At 74.8% G+C, this 18,261-nt stretch carries 17 protein-coding genes; 13 read left to right on the top strand and 4 right to left on the bottom strand.

The genetic code is table 11. The features are described 5' to 3' along the window. Window positions 1-128 precede the first annotated feature (128 nt). Complete coding sequence (locus tag ACZ4W5_RS29550) at window positions 129-935, top strand: mechanosensitive ion channel family protein (RefSeq protein WP_360234447.1); 807 nt, start codon at window positions 129-131, stop codon at window positions 933-935. Window positions 936-1,348: 413 nt separating this feature from the next. Here the strand turns inward: ACZ4W5_RS29550 and ACZ4W5_RS29545 are convergent, their stop codons facing one another. Further along, complete coding sequence (locus ACZ4W5_RS29545) at window positions 1,349-1,702, bottom strand: DUF6401 family natural product biosynthesis protein (protein WP_360234444.1); 354 nt, start codon at window positions 1,700-1,702, stop codon at window positions 1,349-1,351. Window positions 1,703-1,844: 142 nt separating this feature from the next. On the opposite strand from ACZ4W5_RS29545, the gene ACZ4W5_RS29540 reads away from it, so the two are divergent. Further along, complete coding sequence (locus ACZ4W5_RS29540; RefSeq protein WP_360234441.1) at window positions 1,845-2,771, top strand: LLM class F420-dependent oxidoreductase; 927 nt, start codon at window positions 1,845-1,847, stop codon at window positions 2,769-2,771. Window positions 2,772-3,013: 242 nt separating this feature from the next. On the opposite strand, the gene ACZ4W5_RS29535 is transcribed toward ACZ4W5_RS29540, so the two are convergent. Then, window positions 3,014-3,454, bottom strand: a complete 441-nt coding sequence (locus ACZ4W5_RS29535) for a HEAT repeat domain-containing protein (protein WP_465657944.1) — start codon at window positions 3,452-3,454, stop codon at window positions 3,014-3,016. Between the two features lie 264 nt (window positions 3,455-3,718). Between ACZ4W5_RS29535 and ACZ4W5_RS29530 the strand changes: the two genes are divergently transcribed. The 4 genes from ACZ4W5_RS29530 (at window position 3,719) to ACZ4W5_RS29515 (ending at window position 7,076) form a co-directional block, all read left to right on the top strand. After that, window positions 3,719-4,321: an AAA family ATPase gene (locus tag ACZ4W5_RS29530; protein WP_465657942.1), complete on the top strand. Its 603-nt coding sequence runs from the start codon at window positions 3,719-3,721 to the stop codon at window positions 4,319-4,321. 114 nt (window positions 4,322-4,435) lie between these two features. Next, the gene (locus tag ACZ4W5_RS29525) at window positions 4,436-5,473 is read left to right on the top strand and encodes a zinc metalloprotease (RefSeq protein ID WP_465657941.1); all 1,038 of its coding nucleotides are present in this window, start codon (window positions 4,436-4,438) and stop codon (window positions 5,471-5,473) included. A gap of 233 nt (window positions 5,474-5,706) precedes the next feature. Next, the gene (locus ACZ4W5_RS29520; protein ID WP_360234429.1) at window positions 5,707-6,159 is read left to right on the top strand and encodes a universal stress protein; all 453 of its coding nucleotides are present in this window, start codon (window positions 5,707-5,709) and stop codon (window positions 6,157-6,159) included. A 62-nt stretch (window positions 6,160-6,221) separates the two neighbouring features. After that, a complete protein-coding gene (locus ACZ4W5_RS29515; protein WP_465657939.1) occupies window positions 6,222-7,076 on the top strand; it encodes a DNA-formamidopyrimidine glycosylase family protein in 855 nt (284 codons plus the stop codon). Between the two features lie 5 nt (window positions 7,077-7,081). Here ACZ4W5_RS29515 and ACZ4W5_RS29510 read toward each other — a convergent pair whose 3' ends face one another. Further along, entirely contained in the window at window positions 7,082-7,717 is a 636-nt protein-coding gene (locus ACZ4W5_RS29510) for a nucleoside/nucleotide kinase family protein (protein WP_465657937.1), read from the bottom strand. Window positions 7,718-7,758: 41 nt separating this feature from the next. Continuing rightward, a complete protein-coding gene (locus ACZ4W5_RS29505; protein WP_465657935.1) occupies window positions 7,759-9,084 on the bottom strand; it encodes an outer membrane protein assembly factor BamB family protein in 1,326 nt (441 codons plus the stop codon). A 178-nt stretch (window positions 9,085-9,262) separates the two neighbouring features. On the opposite strand from ACZ4W5_RS29505, the gene ACZ4W5_RS29500 reads away from it, so the two are divergent. From ACZ4W5_RS29500 to ACZ4W5_RS29470, 7 genes are all read left to right on the top strand, one after another. After that, window positions 9,263-9,799 (top strand): Uma2 family endonuclease, encoded by a 537-nt coding sequence (locus ACZ4W5_RS29500; protein WP_465657933.1) that lies wholly within the window; start codon window positions 9,263-9,265, stop codon window positions 9,797-9,799. A gap of 134 nt (window positions 9,800-9,933) precedes the next feature. Next, window positions 9,934-12,492, top strand: coding sequence for a SpoIIE family protein phosphatase (locus tag ACZ4W5_RS29495; protein ID WP_465657931.1), 2,559 nt, complete (start codon window positions 9,934-9,936; stop codon window positions 12,490-12,492). Between the two features lie 36 nt (window positions 12,493-12,528). Then, entirely contained in the window at window positions 12,529-14,196 is a 1,668-nt protein-coding gene (locus tag ACZ4W5_RS29490; RefSeq protein WP_465657929.1) for a sensor histidine kinase, read from the top strand. Window positions 14,197-14,333: 137 nt separating this feature from the next. Continuing rightward, window positions 14,334-15,002 (top strand): response regulator transcription factor, encoded by a 669-nt coding sequence (locus ACZ4W5_RS29485; RefSeq protein WP_360234489.1) that lies wholly within the window; start codon window positions 14,334-14,336, stop codon window positions 15,000-15,002. A 554-nt stretch (window positions 15,003-15,556) separates the two neighbouring features. After that, window positions 15,557-16,330, top strand: coding sequence for a transglycosylase family protein (locus ACZ4W5_RS29480; protein ID WP_465657928.1), 774 nt, complete (start codon window positions 15,557-15,559; stop codon window positions 16,328-16,330). A gap of 147 nt (window positions 16,331-16,477) precedes the next feature. Further along, complete coding sequence (locus ACZ4W5_RS29475; RefSeq protein ID WP_465657926.1) at window positions 16,478-17,194, top strand: methyltransferase domain-containing protein; 717 nt, start codon at window positions 16,478-16,480, stop codon at window positions 17,192-17,194. Window positions 17,195-17,338: 144 nt separating this feature from the next. Further along, window positions 17,339-18,094, top strand: coding sequence for an SDR family oxidoreductase (locus ACZ4W5_RS29470; RefSeq protein WP_465657924.1), 756 nt, complete (start codon window positions 17,339-17,341; stop codon window positions 18,092-18,094). Window positions 18,095-18,261 lie beyond the last annotated feature (167 nt).

Raw genomic sequence — 18,261 nt, 5'->3', positions numbered from 1 at the left:
GCGGGACCGTTCACCCGACGGAACCATCCCGGACACTCCGGCGCGCGCGGCAGGGGCGGGGTGCTGCTATCCACAAAGGGGGGTCGCCTGCGCCGCTCGTGGCGCGGTGTCACCGAGTGGAGGACTTCGTGGCTCAGCAGCTCGCACTCTCCGTCGACTTCGGGTCGGGTTTCACCCAGGCCTGGGGCAAGATCGCCAAGGTCGTCCCGCAGTTCATCGCCTTCCTGGTGATCCTGGCCATCGGCTGGTTCGTGGCCAAGGCGATCGCCCGGATCCTGGACCGCGTGCTGCGCCGCGTGGGCTCCGAGAAGGTCGCCGCACGGGCCGGGATGGCCCGGTACCTGAGCGGTTCCAAGTACGACATGACCGGCATCATCTGCAAGATCGTCTACTACGCGGTCCTGCTGATGGCGCTCCAGCTGGCCTTCGGCGTCTTCGGGCCGAACCCGATCAGCGTGATGATCCACAGCATCGTCGCCTGGCTGCCCAGGGGCATCGTCGCGGTCGCGATCGTGGTGGTGGCGATGGCCATCGCCAACGGCGTGCGCGACATCGTCGGCAACGCGCTGTCGGGTGCCTCGTACGGGCGCACCGTCTCCACGGTGGCCTGGGCGTTCATCGTGGGGCTCGGGGTGATCGCGGCGCTCGGCCAGGCCGGGATCGCGACCGCGATCACCGGACCGGTGCTGATCGCGGCGCTGGCCACCGTCACCGGGGTGCTGGTGGTCGGCGTCGGCGGCGGCCTGATCATGCCGATGCGGCAGCGCTGGGAGCGGTGGCTGGACAGCGCGGAGCAGGAGACCGCCCGGCTGCGCGGCACCGCCTACCAGGCCGGCCGCTCGGACGCGCTGGCCAACCAGCCGATCCGGCCGACCACCCAGACCGGCCCGGGCAACCCGCCGGTGCCGGGGATCGACCCGGGTGAGAATCGGTAGACCGGTCTACCTGGCTTTTCGGTCCGCCCGGTCCGCCCGGTCCGCCCGGTCCGCCGTCCACCCGGGTCCCCTCGGTTGCCCCTCCCGGTTTACCCGGCCCCCGGTGTCTACCCGGTCTACCCGGTCCCCGGGGTCTACCCGGTTCCTCCGGTCTACCTGGCCACCCGGCCTGACGGGAGATCTCTAGACCGGTCTACATATCCATCGGGCTCAACATATCCATCGGGCTCAACACGAGATAGGTAGACCGGTCTACAGGGCTCAGTGAGAGGCCCTGTAGACCGGTCTGCATATTTCCCCCACGACCCGCGATTCCGCTGTCCGGGATCGGCGAACCGGCATCGGCGGAGCGGGATCGGCGGACCGGGTCCACCGATCCCGCCCTCCGCCCCGTCGCCCCTCCGCCCCTCGGATCAGACCTCCAGCAGGCCCTGGTTACGCACCAGCCAGCAGATCGCCGTCAGCCTGGTCACGGCGTAGTCGTAGCCGACCGGCTCCCGCCAGCCGATCTCGGTGAGCGCGTCCAGGAAGCCGAGCGCGTAGTCCGACAGTTCCTCACGGTCCAGCGGCCGGGGCGCGAGCTCCGGTCCCTGCGCGTACAGCAGCTCGCGCAGCATCGCCGCGTGCTGGTCGACGGCCGCGACGAAGCCGGGCTCGAAGGCGAACTCGGCCAGCCGGGGCGTGAAAGCGGCCACGATGCCCGGCAGCGGGCAGCCGGCCGGCTCGTCGGGGGAGTGCCGGAAGGACTCGTCGGGGGTCGCGAACATCCGTCCACGGTAGGCGAGCCGCTGTGGTGGCGAGCCGGGACGTGACGGTTCCGTGTTGAGACCTTGGCCACCTTCGGAACGTTCCGTGGCATGGCCGATTCCCTGCGTTCCCGAGCGGGTGATCCGTACCAGAATGGCCCGCATGGATCTCCGCATCTTCACCGAGCCCCAGCAGGGCGCGAGCTACGACACCCTCCTCAAGGTCGCCCGCACCGCCGAGGAACTCGGCGTGTTCAGCGCCTTCTTCCGTTCCGACCACTACCTCAAGATGGGCGACGTGGACGGCCTGCCCGGCCCCACCGACGCCTGGATCACGCTGGCCGGCCTGGCCCGCGACACCAGCACCATCCGGCTCGGCACCCTGATGACGGCCGCCACCTTCCGGCTGCCGGGCGTCACGGCGATCCAGGTGGCCCAGGTCGACGCGATGAGCGGCGGCCGGGTCGAGTTCGGCCTCGGCGCCGGCTGGTACGAGGCCGAGCACGCCGCGTACGGCATCCCGTTCCCGAAGGAGAAGTTCGGGCGGCTGGAGGAGCAGCTGGAGATCATCACCGGGCTGTGGCGGACCAAGCTCGGCGACACCTTCGACTTCGCCGGGGAGTACTACACCCTCACCGACTCGCCCGCGCTGCCCAAGCCCGCGCAGGAGCGTATTCCGGTGCTGGTCGGCGGCTCGGGCCCGAAGCGAACCCCGGCGCTGGCCGCCCGCTTCGCCGACGAGTTCAACCTGCCGTTCGCCTCGCTGGACGACACCGCCGCCCAGTTCGGCCGGGTCCGGGCGGCCGTCGAGCAGGTCGGACGCTCGGCCGACGACCTGGTGTACTCCAACGCCCTGGTGCTCTGCGTCGGCCGGGACGACGCCGAGGTGGCCCGTCGGGCCGCCGTGATCGGCCGTGAGGTGGCCGAGCTCAAGGAGAACGGCCTGGCGGGCACCCCGGGCGAGGTGGTGGAGAAGCTCGGCCGGTACGCGGCCGTCGGCAGTGAGCGGGTCTACCTCCAGGTGCTCGACCTGAGTGACCTCGACCACCTGGAGCTGGTCGCCGCACAGGTGGCCCCGCAGCTCGGCTAGGCCGTCTACGAGCGGTTCGCCCGCTGGGAAACGGACGGGACCTGGGCGAAGCTCCTCGAGCACGTCCAGGTCCGGGACGACGCGCCGCCACCACCTTCGGCCGGGTCCGTGACGCCACCCGGAGCCCGCGCGGCCAGCACCGGCCGTCCGCGCACAACAGCGGACCGGACCGAGTACTGGACGGCAAGTGCCGCGCGATTGCCGCCCGCTACCGCGCCGGGGTCAACATCTCCCGGCTGCCGTTATTCGACCTGCTCGACCTGCTCGACCTGCTCGACTGCCCGGCGAACGGCGGCGCGGAGTTCCTCGTCGGGCTCGTTCCGCCTGAGTACGGCTTCGAGAGAAACCTGCGCCGCCTCCCGCACATCGGGATCCGGGTCGGAGAGCGCGGTGGCGATGATCGGCGCGTGCGCCACAGCATCGGGGCCGAAGATGCCGAGGCCTTCGATCCCTGCGCGCCGCAACATCGGATCCTGTGCCGCCGTAGCCGCGACGAGGAGTTCCAGAGCCTCAACAGGTGCCTCCGCGCACAGCAGCGCCAGGCCGAACAGCGCCTGCTCGAACTCTGCGGTGTCGTGGCGCGTGGCTGCGGCGAGCCGCTTGAGCGCCTCGCTCACCGCCGACGGGCAGGCCGCACGATGGCTGACCTCGTCGGCCCGGGTGGGGGCGGTGGCGTCGTCCATTCGGCCATCCTGCCAGCAGCTGAGACCCGATTCCGCTGGGGAGCGACCCGCTGGCCCTCTCCCCGCCTCCACCGAGGCCCTCATACCCGCCCTGACCACGGGTCTTTACTCGTTCTTGGTCATACGCCATGCTCGTGGCAGGGAACGCGAGTGGAAGCGGGGGGCGGAGGGCCGGTGACGGGGACACGAATACCGCGGGCGGCGGCGCCACGGGTGCCGCCGCCCCGCGCTGCCGAGGACCGCGCTGCCGAGGACTGCACTGCCGTGGACCGCGCGGCCCACGGCCGGACGGTCCGTGCTGGCGTGCACGAGCTGCGCGGCCCCGGCCCGGCCGCGCTGCGCTACCCCGCCGACGACCTGCTGGTCGTCACCGGGCTGCCCGGCAGCGGCAAGAGCACCCTGATGCGCCGCAGCGTCCGCGCCCCGCTGGTCGACTCCCAGCTGGTCCGCGAGGAGTACGCGTCCCGGCTGCCCGGCCGCCTCCCGTACGCGCTGTACCGGCCGCTGGCCCGGCTGGCGCACTACCGCCGACTGCGCCGGGCGGTGCTGGACGGCGGGCCGCTGGCCGTGCACGACTGCGGCACGCTGCCCTTCGTCCGGTCCTGGCTGGTCCGGGCCGCCGCCCGGCAGGGGCGCCAGGTGCACCTGCTGCTGCTCGACGTGGACCCGCAGGAGGCCCGCGCGGGCCAGCGGCGGCGCGGCCGGTGGGTCTCGCGCTACGCCTTCGCCCGGCACCGGGGCGCGGCCGCCCGGCTGCGCGGGCAGCTGCTCGGGGCGGGGCGGCCGCCGGCCGGCTGTGCGTCGGCCGTGGTACTCGACCGGGGTGCCGCGCGCGCCCTGCGGGAGATCGACTTCTCGGCGTCGTAGTCTCGGGCCGGTCCGCGCCGGGCGCCGGTCACCGGTGGGCGGGCCCGAGGCGCGGCCGGTGCCCCGTCACCTCCCCCCGCCACCTCCCTGGTCACCTCCCCGTCAGGAGCGCTGATGCGCCGTACTGCCCGGGTGCGCTCGCGTGCCCCCCGCCTGTTCCCCTGCGCCGCCGCGCTGGTCGCCGCGGCCGGTCTGAGCCAGTTCGCCGCCCCGGCCCCGCACCGTACGGTGGCAGCCGTCTGCGACGGCACCGCGGCCGAGACCGCCGCCGAGACCGCCGCCACCGGTGCCGCCGCCACCGGTGCCGCCGCCACCGGTGCCGCCGCCACCGGTGCCGCCGCCGCCCGGAAGCCGGCGGGCAGCCAGGCGGGCCGGGACCCGAACGCCGTGAGCGCCGGTGAGGCCCGGGCGATGCAGGCGGACCTGGACCACCGGCTCACCGAGCTCGGCCCCGCCCACGTGCAGCTGGCCGCCGCCCCGACCACCGTCCCCGTGTACGTCCACGTGATCCACTCCGGGGACGCCGGCCGGCTGGACGCGGGCGTGGTGGCCGCCCAGATCGACCACCTCAACGCCACCTACGGCGGCCAGGGCGAGGGCAACACCCCCACCCGGTTCCACTTCGAGCTGGCCGGCACCGACTGGACCGACAACGCCGGCTGGTACTCCGGCATGACCCCCGGCTCCGCCGCCGAGCGGTCGATGAAGAGCGCCCTGCGCAAGGGGGACCAGGGCACCCTCAACCTGTACACCGCCCACCCCGGCCAGTCCCTGCTCGGCTGGTCGACCTTCCCCAACGCCTACCGCTCGGCCCCGACGGACGACGGCGTGGTGATCCTGGACGACTCGCTGCCCGGCGGCCCCGCCACCCACTACAACGAGGGCAACACCGCCACCCACGAGATCGGCCACTGGCTCGGCCTCTTCCACACCTTCCAGGGCGGCTGCCTGCTCCCGGGCGACTACGTGGACGACACCCCGCCCGAGCGCAGCGCCGCCTACGGCTGCCCCGAGGGCCGGCACACCTGCCCGGGCGGCGGGCTCGACCCGATCCACAACTTCATGGACTACGGCTACGACTCCTGCATGTCCCAGTTCACCCCGGGGCAGGCCCAGCGGATGTCCAACTCCTGGGACGCCTACCGCAGTTGACCGCAGCCCGGAAACCAGGAGGCCGGTCAACAGTCGTGCCAGCCGCCCCAGCCGCCCCAGTCGCCCCAGCCGTCCCAGTCACCCAGCGTCATGGCGGGACCGGTCGGCGGCCCCCGAATTGAATGCGGAACGCCGGGCGCGGCGTGGCAACTGCCGGGTGCATGCCCGATTTGATCTATGTTCGGACGATCCGTGCCGAGCAGCCGAGCAGGAGTGACCGAAGGAGCAACCGCATGAGTGCCAACCCCCGGATCGTCGTCGGCGTCGACGGCTCGCCCGCCTCGGAGCAGGCGCTGCGCTGGGCGCTCGACTACGCGAAGGCCGTCGGCGGGACGGTCGACGCCGTCACCGCCTGGGAGTACCCCGCCTTCTACGGCTGGGGCGGGACGGCCGTCCCCACCGGGGAGTCCTTCAACCCCGAGGAGCTGGCCGGCAAGACCCTGGCCGAGAGCGTCGCCAAGATCGTCGGTACCGACCCGGAGGTGTCGATCAGGGAGAGCGTGATGCCCGGCAACGGGGCCGGCGTCCTACTGCAGGCCGCCAAGGGCGCCGCGCTGCTGGTCGTCGGCAGCCGCGGTCTCGGCGGCTTCTCCGGCGTGCTGCTCGGCTCGGTCAGCCGCCACGTCACCGAGCACGCGCCCTGCCCCGTGGTCGTGGTGCGGGAGGGCCAGGTCGAGGCCGGGTAGCGGCCAGGTAGCGGCGAGGGGCCGGTGGCGCACCGGGCCGCCGCGCGGACCAGAATGGAGACATGCCAGAAGGTGACTCCATCTACCGCGTGGCGGCCCGGCTGCACGAGGCCCTCGCCGGTCAGCAGCTGACCAGCGCCGAGCTGCGGGTGCCGGCGCTCGCCACCGCCGCGCTCGCCGGCCGCCGGGTGCTGGAGGTCCGCCCGCGCGGCAAGCACCTGCTCACCCGCCTCGAAGGCGGGCTCACCCTGCACACCCACCTGCGGATGGACGGCCGCTGGGAGGTCTACCGCCCCGGCGAGCGCTGGACCGGCGGCCCCGCCTTCCAGATCCGCGCCGTCCTCGGCACCGAGCACGGCACCGCCGTCGGCTACCGGCTGCCCGTCGTCGAACTGCTGCGCACCGGCGACGAAGGGCGCGCCCTCGGCCACCTCGGCCCCGACCTGCTCGGCCCCGACTGGGACCCGGTCGAAGCCCTCCGCCGACTCCTCGCCCGCCCCGCCCGGCCGCTCGTCGAGGCCCTGCTCGACCAGCGCAACCTGGCCGGGATCGGCAACGTCTACGCCAACGAACTGTGCTTCGTCGCCGGGGTCACCCCGTGGACCGAGGTCGGACAGGTGCCGCACCCCGACCGGCTGGTGGAGCGGGCCCGGCAGATGCTGGAGGCCAACAAGCTGCGCCCCGGCCACATCACCACCGGTGACACCCGCCCCGGCTACCAGCACTGGGTCTACGGCCGGGCGGGCCGCCCCTGCCCGCGCTGCGTCACGCCCGTGCTGACCGGGCGCCAGGGCGAGGCCCCGCGGGACCGGGCGGTGTTCTGGTGCCCGTACTGCCAGCGCGGGCCGGCCCCGACGGCCGCCTCCGCCCCGGGCCCCCAGGACCGTTACACCCGTCACACCCGTTACGTCCGCTAGGTCCGCTAGGTCCGCTCGACCAGGGCAGGGTGCCGCGGGTCGTCCGCCCGTACGGTGAGGTCGGCGGCCTCGGCCGGCCCGGTCTCCGCCTCGTAGCGGGCGAAGGCGGGCAGCGTCCACTGCTGGTCCGCCGGAGTGCGGCGGGCCAGCGCGGCCGGGGTGAGCGCCAGGTGGACGCTCAGTTCGAACGGCAGCCAGCGGCCGAGCAGCAGGGCTCCGTCCAGCAACAGCACCCCGCCGGGCGGGAGTTGGACGTACGGGGCGCGGGTCGAGCGGTCGGTGGCCGGGTCGCGCAGCGAGGGCAGCACCCGGCCGGTGCCGCCCGGCTCCAACGGGTCCAGCACCTCGCGCAGCAGGGCGCCGTCGTCCAGCCAGAGGTCGTGGAAGGCGTCCGTGTCCTGGTGGCCGTACTCCAGCCGGATCGAGGCCGGGCGCAGGAAGCCTGCCGCCGACACCCGCAGCGCCGGGCGGCCGCGCAGCCGCAGCGGCTCCACCAGGGCGTCGGCGAGCAGCTCGGGCCGGGCGGCCGCGGCGCCGTCCACGGCGACCCGCAGCCACCGCTCGCCGGCGCCGGGCAGTTCGGTGATCCGGTCGGCGAGCAGCTCGGCCAGCTTGTCGGGAGAGATCGGGTGTACCTGCACCAGGACATCCTGCCGCCCGGGGCGCTCGCGGCCCAGCGGTTTCAGGTCAGCGGGAGCGCGTGCAGGACGTCGTCGTGGCCGGCGTAGAGGTGGGAGCCGTCGGCGGCGAGGTTCCAGACGTCCCGGCCCGGGCCGGAGTCGTGGAAGGTCCACCCCGGCGTGCCGGTCGCGGTGTAGATCGCGGCCACCCCGCCCGCCGTCGGACCGGGCACGTACAGCGTGCCGCCGACGACCAGTGGACGGCTGCGGCTGTCCAGCAGGAACGGCAGCCTGACGGACCAGAGCACCGCGCCGGTCCCGGGCTCGAGGCAGGTGACGACGCCGTCGTTGCGCAGCACGAGGACCCGGGCGACGTCCGGGACGGGCGGCAGGGCCCGCCACGACTCCCCCCGGGCGGCGGTGTGGTTCCAGACCGGCTTGCCGTCGGGGCCGAGCAGGGACACCCCGCCGTTGCTGTCCGGGACGAGGAAGGACGCCCCGGAGGCGACGCACCAGCCGAGGTCCTGGCTGACGGCGGCGGTCGAGAGCTGCTCGCCGGTGGTGGCGTCCCGGACCACCAGCTCGATGCGTTCGCCGGTCGACCGGACGCAGGCCAGCAGGTTCTTGTCGTAGGGGGCGGTGGCGGCGACGGGCCGTTCCTGGTGGTCGACCGCGACGGACCAGAGCAGGGAGCGATGGTCCAGCCGTACGGCGAAGATCCGGCTGCTCGGCACCGAGCCGTCCGAGCGCGGCCAGCTCGACAGGCAGCCGTAGAGGACGCCCGCGCTCAGGCAGGTGAGCTGGACCTGACCGTCCAGCTCGTCGGGCAGTGCAAGGCTCCAGTCGGCGGCCGGGTCGGTGAGGTGGTGGGCGTCCAGGTGGCCCCGGGAGGTGGCCGTGTACAGGTAGTCGCGCCAGACCGCGACCTTTCCGGCGGGCAGTTCCCGGTCGCTCGGCCAGTCCTTGGGTGCCGGCGGGTCGAACACCAGCAGCCGTCCGGGGCGACCGGTGTCCGGGTCGAGGGCCTGCCACCCCGCCTTGGAGAGGAACGCCGCTCCCTGTGGCGCGGCGAGCAGCCGCTCCGGGGTCATCGCCTGCGGGCCCCGGTACGTCCACAGCGGCGTCGGCCCGGACGTCGCGGTGGGCTGCGGCCCGCTCGGCGACGGCGACGGCGTCGGCCCGTCGCCCTCCACCCGGCCCAGCGCCCACGCTGCCCCGCCGGCCGCCAGCACCCCGGCCCCGATCAGCAGCCCGCGCCGGCTCAGCCGGGGACCGCCGCCGTCCGGGCCCCCACCGCCGAGCACGTCCCCGGACACCGCGTCCGCACCGTCCGCCTCCCCGTCCCACTGCCAGGCGGCGTCCTGCACGGGCCCCTCGGGCGACTTCATCCGGTCCTCACTCCCACCCCCGGCGGCCACCGTGCCACCACCCGCCGGGGAGGATATCGAACGGCCCCCGAACCATCCCAGGCGGCGACGGCCGTCGTGCGCTTGGCGGGAATTGTCAGACACGCCCCCTACGCTGCGCCCGACGGAACGAGTACCGGCGCGCCCAGGAGGCCCGAGGATGTCCACCGTGACGGCCGAGCAGTACGACGGCTGGACCGAGGAGCAGTGCGCCGAGGTGGAGATCGTCGGCGGGGCGGTGGTGGCCCGTCCGAGCCGCTCCGCCCGTCACAGCCGGATCGCGCGGCTGGTGGCGAACGCCCTGGACGAGGCGGGCGGGGCCGCCTGGAACGCCGACTGCGGCTTCGACCTGCGGCTGCGGGACGTGCCGCTCGACAACCGCCGCCCGGACGTGGCGGTCTACCGGGCCGACCCGATCGACGAGGGGCCGGCCCGGCCGGAGCAGGTGCTGCTGGTGGTCGAGGTCGTCTCGCCGGGCTCGGAGACCACCGACCGGGTGGTCAAGCCCGACCAGTACGCACAGGCCGGAATTCCCTTCTACTGGCGGGTCGAGCAGGCGGCGGGCCGGGTGCCGGTCGTCCACACCTGTGTGTTGGACGAGGCGAGCCGGGTGTACCGGGCCGGTGAGGTGTTCACCGGACTGGTGAAGGCCGCGGTGCCGTACCCGGTGGAGGTCGACCTCACCGGTCTGCCGTAGCGCGTCACCTGCCCGGTGGAGCGGTTCGGCCGGGCGAGCGGGGCGTCCGTGCCGGTGCGGCTGGGGCCGGTGGGCCGCCCGGGGCGGGCGGGGCTCGCCTTGACACGGTTCCGGGCCGGACGTAGCAAGGGAGCATGCGCGATCCGCGGCCGACCGGCGGGGACGCCGAACCGGTCCGTGCGGCGGGCCCGGAGGCGGCGCACGCGCGGGACGAGCTGTTGGCGGAGGCCGTCCGGGAGGTGCTGGCGTCGACCGGGGCGTACGGGGCGATGGTGCACCTGCGCTCGCGGGACGGGCGGTCGCTGGTGCTGCGGACCCTCGTCGGGGTGCCGCTGTCGATCATGAGTCCGTTCCGTCGGGTCGCGGCCGCCGGACCGCTGCCGGTCGCGGTCTGCTTCCGGACCGGGCGGACCGTCACGCTGTCCGACTCCGAGGACGCCCTGCGGCGCTTCCCGCAGCTGGCCGTCGGGCTGCCGTACGACTTCGTCTCCGTCTGCGTGCCGGTGGAGCACGGCGGGGAGCGGTTCGGGGTGCTCAGCGTGCTATGGCCGGCCTCGGACGACGGGGTGCCGACCGGGGACGGCGGGCGGCCGGAGGCGGTCGCCTCCCGGCTGGGCGCGGGGCTCGCCGGGGTGGCGGCGGCCGGGCAGCCGGTGGAGCCGGCCGGGGACGCCGCCGTGGTGGAGCTGGCGCCGCCGTCGGTGCCGACCACCCGGGTCGGGCTGTTCGACTGGGATGTGGCCCGTGGCGTGCTCGCGGCGGACGTGCGGTTCCGGGAGATCTTCGGCTTCGGGCCCGGCGAGTTCGACGGCACGGTGCGCTGCCTGACCCGCCGGATCGCCCCCGGCGACGTGCCCGAGTTCCGGGCCGCCGCCCGCACCGCCCTGGAGCACGGCGAGGTGCTGGCGGCCCGGGTGCGGGTGCTCGGACCGGGCGGCCGCCCGTACCCGGTGGAGCTGTGGGCCCGGGTGCCCGGGGCGATCACCGGCGGCGGGACCCACCTGGTCGGCGCCGTTCTGGACGTCCGCACCCTGACCGCGGCCGCCGCCGCCGTCGAGCGGCTGCACGAGGGCCTGGTCTCGCTCGACCCGGACGGCCTGATCGGCTACGTCAACCGGGCCGCCGAGCCGCTGCTCGGGGCCGGCGCCGAGCAGCTGGTCGGCCGCCATCCCTGGGAGGTGCTGCCCTGGCTCGCCGACCCCTTCTACGAGAACCGCTACCGCGCCGCCCTGATCTCCCAGCAGCCCACCGCCTTCCTGGCGGCCCGCCCGCCGGACGGCTGGCTCGCCTTCTCGCTCTACCCCGACCCGCACGGCGTCACCGCCCGGGTGGTCGCCGCCGAGGCCCCGCCGGGCGCGGCCGAGCCGCCGACCGCCGTGGCGCCGCCCGCCGCCACGGCCGGTGCGGGCAGCGGTAGCAGCGGCGGCATCGGCGGCACCCACCACCTGCTCCAGCTGGCCGGCGCGCTCACCGAGGCCGTCACCGTGCGGGACGTCTGCCGGGCGGTGGCCGAGGAGCTCCTGCCGGCCTTCGGCGGCCAGGAGCTCGCCATCTACGCGGTGCGCGACCAGCGGCTGCACCTGGTCTCGCAGAGCGGCTACCCCGACGGCTTCCTGGACGGCTTCGAGGGCACCGCGCTGGACGCCCGCGTCCCCGGCGCGGAGGCGCTCAGCACCGGCACCCCGATCTTCTTCGAGTCGGTGCGCGAGCTCGCCGCCGCCTACCCGGGCCTTGCCCTGGACGAGATGGGCGCCTGGGCCTTCCTGCCGCTGATCGCCTCCGGGCGTCCCGTCGGCAGCTGCATCCTCGGGTTCGACCGGGCGCACCCCTTCACCGTCGAGGAGCGCGGACTGCTCACCGGCCTCGGCGGCTTCATCGCCCAGGCCCTGGAGCGGGCCCGGCTGTACGACGCCGAGTTCACGCTGGCCCGCGGCCTGCAACAGGCCCTGCTGCCGCACCGGCTCCCGCAGGTGCCCGGCATCCGGACCGCCGCCCGCTACCTGCCCGGCACCCAGGGCATGGAGATCGGCGGCGACTGGTACGACGCGATCGTCACCGGCGACGACCTCACCCTGGTGATCGGCGACGTCGAGGGCCACAGCGTCGGGGCGGCCGCCGCGATGGGCCAACTGCGCAGCGCCGTACGGGCGTTCGCCAGCGGCGGCGAGCCGCCCGGCCAGGTCCTGGCCCGCACCAACCGACTGCTGCTCGACCTCGACCCGGGGCTGCTCGCCAGCTGCTGCCTGGTCCGCCTCACCCCCGCCGACGGCACCGTGCGGATCGGCCGGGCCGGCCACCTCCCGCCGGTGCTGCGGCACCCGGACGGACGGGCCGAGGCGCTCTACGTGCCGGGCGGGCCGCTGCTGGGCGTGGCGGACGGGGCGGTGTACCCGGTCAGCGAGCTGCGGCTGCGGCCCGGGTCGCTGCTGGTCCTCTACACCGACGGGCTGGTCGAGGACCCGGCGCTGGCGATCGACCAAGGGGTGGACCGGCTGCGCGCGGCGCTGGCGCACGGCCGGGCGGGGGAGGAGCTGGAGGAGCTGGCCGAGCGGCTGTTGCGCGAGGTCGGCTCGACCGGGCGGGTGGACGACGTGGCGCTGCTGCTCACGGCCTTCGAGCCGGAGAGCGGGCCGGGCAGCCCGGACGGCGGCGGAGCGGCGACTTTCGTCGGTCCGGGCGGCGACGAAGGGTGACCGCGGCCGGGGCGGTCACCCGGTTAGCCTCGACGGGTGGAAGCAATCGCACGGGCCTGGTCGAAAGCGGTACGGACGGCCCTCCCGGGGCCCTGGCGCCCCCGCCGGGTGGTCGGCGAGGCCGTGGCGGCCCTGCTGATGGGCCTGCTGGCGGCCCTGCTGGAGCTCCTCGCCGCCAGCGACCTGGCGGTGCCCTTCGGGCTGGCCGTCGCCGCGCTGTGGCTGCTGCGGCGCGGGTTCCCGGCGACCGTGCTGGTGCTGGCCGGGACGCTGGCGGGCTGGTCGCTCGGGCCGTTCCCGCTGCTGGTGTGCGCGGGCTGGGTGGCCGGGGCGCGGATCGGCCGGGTGTGGCGGCTGGTCGGTGCCTTCGTGCTGAGCTACCTGATGTTCTCCATGTTCGGGATGCTCAAGGACGGCGCCTCGTACTCGCCCAAGCTGATCATCGGGTTGTCGCTCGGCGTCTTCCTGGTCTTCGCCGCGCTGCCCGCCCTCTACAGCCGCTACCGGGCGCAGCGCCGTGCCCTGCTGGACGCGCTGCGCGAGCGCAACGACCAGCTGGTGCGCGAGCGGGCGATGGTGGTGCACCAGGCCCGGCTGCGGGAGCGGCACCGGATCGCCCAGGACATGCACGACAGCCTGGGCCACCAGCTGGCGTTGATCTCCGTGCACTCGGGCGCGCTGGAGGTGGACCGCACCCTCGGCGACCGGCAGCGGGAGGCGGTCGGGGTGCTGCGGCAGGCGGCGGTCGCGGCCATGCGCGAGCTGCGCGAGGTGGTCGGGGTGCTGCACGACGAGTCGACGGCGCTGCCGCCCGCGGTCGTCGGCGCCCAGGGGCCGGCGGCCCCGCGCGGCGGGGTCGACGGGATCGAGGGCTTGGTGGAGTCCTCCCGGGCGCCCGGGGCGGTGGTGGAGCTCGGCGTCGAGGGCGAGCGGCGGCCGCTCGCGGCGGCGGTCGACCACGCGGCGTACCGGATCGTGCAGGAGGCGCTCACCAACGCGCACAAGCACGCCCCCGGCGCGCCGATCGCGGTCGCGCTCCGGTACGAGCCGGACGCCCTGGTGGTGGAGGTCACCAACCCCCGCGCGCCGGAGCTCGTGGGCGCGCGCGCCGGCGCGGGGCCGGTGGTGAGCGGCGGACAGGGGCTGACCGGCCTGCGGGAGCGCGCCCGGCTGGTCGGCGGCATGGTGCACGCCGGCCCGACGCCCGACGGGGGCTTCCGGCTGGCCGCCGTCCTCCCGTACGAGGGGGCGGAGGCCGAGGGCGCCGCCGCCCTGGCGGCCGAGGAGGACTGGGCGGTCGGCGGGCTGCCGCCGGTGGACGGCGCGGAGGGCGCCCGGCGCCGCCCGGCGCTCGGCTGCGCGGCCGGGGTGGGCGCGGTGACGCTGATCCTGGCGGGCCTGGTGGCCTGGGGCGTGGTGGCCTTCGTCCGGGGCGCCAACGACGCGACGGTGCAGCAGTCGGTCTACGACCGGATCCAGGTGGGCGACTCGCGGGGCGAGGTGCTGCGGCAGCTCCCGCCCGGCAACGACTTCTTCACCTCCGACTTCCAGTCCGCCGGGCCGCCCCGGCCGGAGGACTCGCACTGCCGCTGGTTCTCGCTGGCGAAGGACGGCCAGGGCGACTCCTGGTCGGACAACCGCGTGGCGCGGTTCTGCTTCAAGGGCGGGGTGCTGGTGGAGAAGGTGGAGTACGTGACCGGCTGACGCCGCCGTGCCGTCGTGCCGTCCGGGCGCCCGGGGCCGTGCCGGTTGGTTCCGCCGGGCCCCGGGCGGGAGGCGGGCGCGGCCGGGATGTGAGGATGGGGTTCCAGCCGCACCACCGTTCGAGGGGAATGACCAGCGTGATCCGAGTCCTCGTCGCCGACGACGAGCCGCTCATCCGGGCCGGGATCAGGATGATCCTCGGGTCGGCCGAGGACATCGAGGTGGTCGCGGAGGCCGCCGACGGCCGGCAGGCGCTGGAGCTGGCCCGGGCGCACCGGGTGGACGTCGTCCTGCTGGACATCCAGATGCCGGTGATGGACGGACTGACGGCGCTCGGGGAGCTCGGCAGGGTCGCGCCCGGCGCACGGGCGATCATCCTCACCACCTTCGGGGAGCGCGAGAACGTCCTGCGCGCCGTGACCGAGGGCGGCGCCGGGTTCCTGCTCAAGGACACCGCGCCGAACGAGCTGATCCAGGCCGTGCGGGCCGCGGCCGGTGGGAACGCCTTCCTCTCCCCGGCCGCCACCCGGCACATCGTGGACTCGCTGGCCGCCGGGCGCAGCAGCTCGGCGGCCACCCGCAGCGCCGAGGCGCGGCGCCGGCTGGAGGTGCTCACCGGGCGCGAGCTGGAGGTGCTGGCGCTGCTCGGGGAGGGCCTGTCCAACGCGGACGCGGGGGCCCGGATCCACATGAGCGAGGCGACGGTGAAGACCTACGTCAGCCGGATCCTGGCCAAGTTGGGCTGTGAGAACCGGGTCCAGGCGGCGCTGCTGGCGCGGGACGCGGAGCTCGACGGCCGTAGCTGAGCGGGGTCGCGTGGTCGCGGAGCGTGTCGTCGGTGACGGATCCCACTCGACCGGTGGTCCGAACCGGGAACTCCGGATGTCCTGGTGACGATCCGTCACTTCCTGATCGCGGACGGTCGACGGTGTGCGGGAGTTCACGAACGGACAGATGTGAGCGAGGGCACGGAAATTGATCGTCCGATCCCTGAAATGCGGTCAAATGCGGTCGAACCGGGCGCAGTTTCTTGATCGATACCGCCGGTAACAGTCAACTGACCTGCGAGAACCAAGAATTGCTTGCTGAGCCCCGGATGTGCCCCTAGCTTTCTTGGCGGCGCAACGAGCGCCACCCGGGTTCACCCCGACGCACGGCCCGCCGACTGACCCCCGGCGCGAGGGCGGTGCCCGCCGACGAGACCGGCTCGAAGAGGCCGTCGGCGAGTGGAGGTGGCCGGGGCGGCACGGCACGTCCGACACGTGGCCGGCCGCCCGACGAGTGAGGTGAGCGCAACCGACCGGCCCGTGTCCCGGGCCTGGTTCCGCCTGCCCGCCCGGGGCTTGTCGAGAGGACATTCATGACTTCCCGTCACGAGACCGCCGCTGCCACCGAGACCACCACCAGCAAGCGCAACCGCCTGCGGATGGCGGTCGTCGCAGGCGCCGCCGTCGCGGCCCTGCCGGTGGCCGGCCTCGTCACGGCCACCTCGGCCTCCGCCGCACCCTCCTCCACCTGGGACGCCGTCGCCCAGTGCGAGAGCGGCGGGAACTGGAGCATCAGCACCGGCAACGGCTTCAACGGCGGACTGCAGTTCACCCCCTCCACCTGGGCCGCGTACGGCGGAACCGCGTACGCTCCCCAGGCCCACCAGGCGACCAGGGCGCAGCAGATCGCCGTCGCCGAGAAGGTGCTCGCCTCACAGGGGCCGGGCGCCTGGCCCGTGTGCTCCCAGAAGGCGGGCCTGAGCAGGGGCGGCGCGCCGGCCGCCGTCGACACCTCGGCGGGCTCGGGTGCCGCGGACCGGCCCGCGAGCGCCGCCAAGCCGGCCAAGCGGGCCGCGAAGGCGGCCCCCAAGGCCGCCCAGCAGGCGGCTCCGAAGGCGGCCGCTCCGAAGGCGAAGCCGAACGCCGCGCAGGCCCCGCAGGGCCGTCCGTCGGCCAAGCCGGTGCAGTCCGCTCCGGCGGCGGAGAAGAACACCGCCGGTGGCGCGTACACCGTCCGCAGCGGTGACACGCTGAGCGACATCGCCGCCAAGTTCGGCGTCGACACCGACGGCCTGTACAGCAAGAACGCCCGCACCATCGGCGCCGACCCGGACCTGATCTTCCCGGGGCAGACGCTGACCGTCTGACGCTCTACCGCCCACCGGTGAGATCCGGTGAGATCCGGCGCGCTCCGGCGGCCACCCCTGCGCGGGGTGGCCGTTCGGCGCGTTCGGGTGCGTCCTCGCGCCTGGGCCCTTCGGAGTGCCGGGCTTCCGCGTCGATAGGGTCGTCCGATGGTCCGACTGATCGATGACAGTGCGCTCACCGCCTCCTCCGTGGTGGCCAACAGCACGATGAACCGCGGGCGCGGGCTCCGCGGCGTCAACAGCTACACCCGTGAGCTGGGCTTCGACCCCGCCGCCTGGCTCCGGGAGCACGGCGGCGCCGCGCCCGGCTGGCTGGACCTGTGCAGCGGGGAGGGCCGGGCGCTGGTCGAGGCGGCCGCAGCGCTGCCCGCCGGCGCCGAGCTGACGGGGGTGGACCTGGTCGGACCGCTGGTCCCGCCGCCCGTCGTGGCGGCCGTCCCGCCGGCCGGGGCCCGGCTCCGCCTGGTGACGGCGGCGCTCGCCGACTGGGCGCCCGAGCGGTCGTACCAGCTGATCACCTGTGTGCACGGGCTGCACTACCTCGGCGACCAGCTCGGCGCGATCGCCCGCGCCGCCTCCTGGCTGAGCCCGGACGGCCGTTTCGCCGCCCACTTCGACCCGGAGTCGGTGCGCCGCCCCGACGGCTCCGGAGCGGGCCGGGCGGTGCTGGCCGCGCTGCGGGCGGCCGGGTTCGAGTACCGCCCGCGCCGTCACCTACTGCTCCTGGACGGCGGACGGCCGGTCGCGCTGCCGTTCGAGTACGCGGGTGCCGACCCGTCGGCCGGGCCGAACTGGACCGGGCAGCCGGCGGTCGGGTCGTACTACCGGCGGGCGGTCGTACCTCCGGGGCGCGCGGAGTCGTAGTTGAACGTTGAACGCAACGTCCGAATACCGCCGGAGACGTCAAGGAATCCGGAACAGGATCGACTCACCCACCGAGAGCGGAACGCCGGCCGGCACCCGGCCGGGACGCGATCGGAACAACGGTGCACAAGGAGATCCGAGGACATGACGATGAACGGTGCGGCAGCGCTCGACGGCAAGGTGGCCCTGGTGACCGGTGGCAGCCGGGGGATCGGGGCCGCGGTCGCGCTGCGGCTGGCCGAGGACGGCGCCCACGTGGCGCTGACCTACCAGGGCTCGGCCGAGCGGGCCGAGGAGGTGGTCGCCAAGATCACCGCGATGGGGCGGACGGGCTGGGCCGTGCGCGCCGACAGCGCCGACCCGGTGGCGGTGGAGGCGGCCGTGGCGGCGGTCGTCGAGCGGTTCGGGCGGCTGGACGTACTGGTCAACAACGCGGGTGTCGGGGCCGGCGGGCCGATCGAGGCGAGCACGGTCGAGGAGGTCGACCGGGTGCTGGCGGTGAACGTCCGGGCGCCGTACCTGTACGCCCGGGCGGCCGTCCCGCACCTGACCGAGGGCGGGCGGATCGTCAGCATCGGCAGCTGCATCGCCCAGCGCGTCGTCTTCCCCGGCGCCGCGCTCTACGCGACCAGCAAGGCCGCGCTGATCGGCCTGACCAAGGCGCTGGCCAGGGAGCTCGGCCCGCGCGGGATCACCGCCAACCTGGTCCACCCGGGCCCGATCGACACCGACATGAACCCGGCCGACGGCGAGTCCGCCGACTTCCAGCGCGGCTTCGTCGCCCTCGGCCGCTACGGCACGGTGGCGGAGGTCGCGGGCGCCGTCTCCTACCTGGTGGGCGAGGACGGCCGCTACGTCACCGGCGCGGAACTGTCGGTGGACGGCGGCTTCGCCGCCTGACCTCCGTGGCGCATCCTCCCGTTCGGCGGGGGTGGCGGTGTCGGGGGGGGGGGGGGGGGGGGGCCACCCCCCCCCCCCCCCCCCACCACCCACCCCCCCCCCCCCCAAAAGGGGTGCGCCGCAAGCAGTGGGCACGACCGCCCAGCATGTTTAACCAACCGAGGTCG

It is taken from the genome of Kitasatospora sp. NPDC029367, from assembly GCF_055569135.1.
The sequence above is the reverse complement of the archived record's forward strand: the minus strand, read 5'-3'. Positions and strand labels throughout refer to the sequence as shown.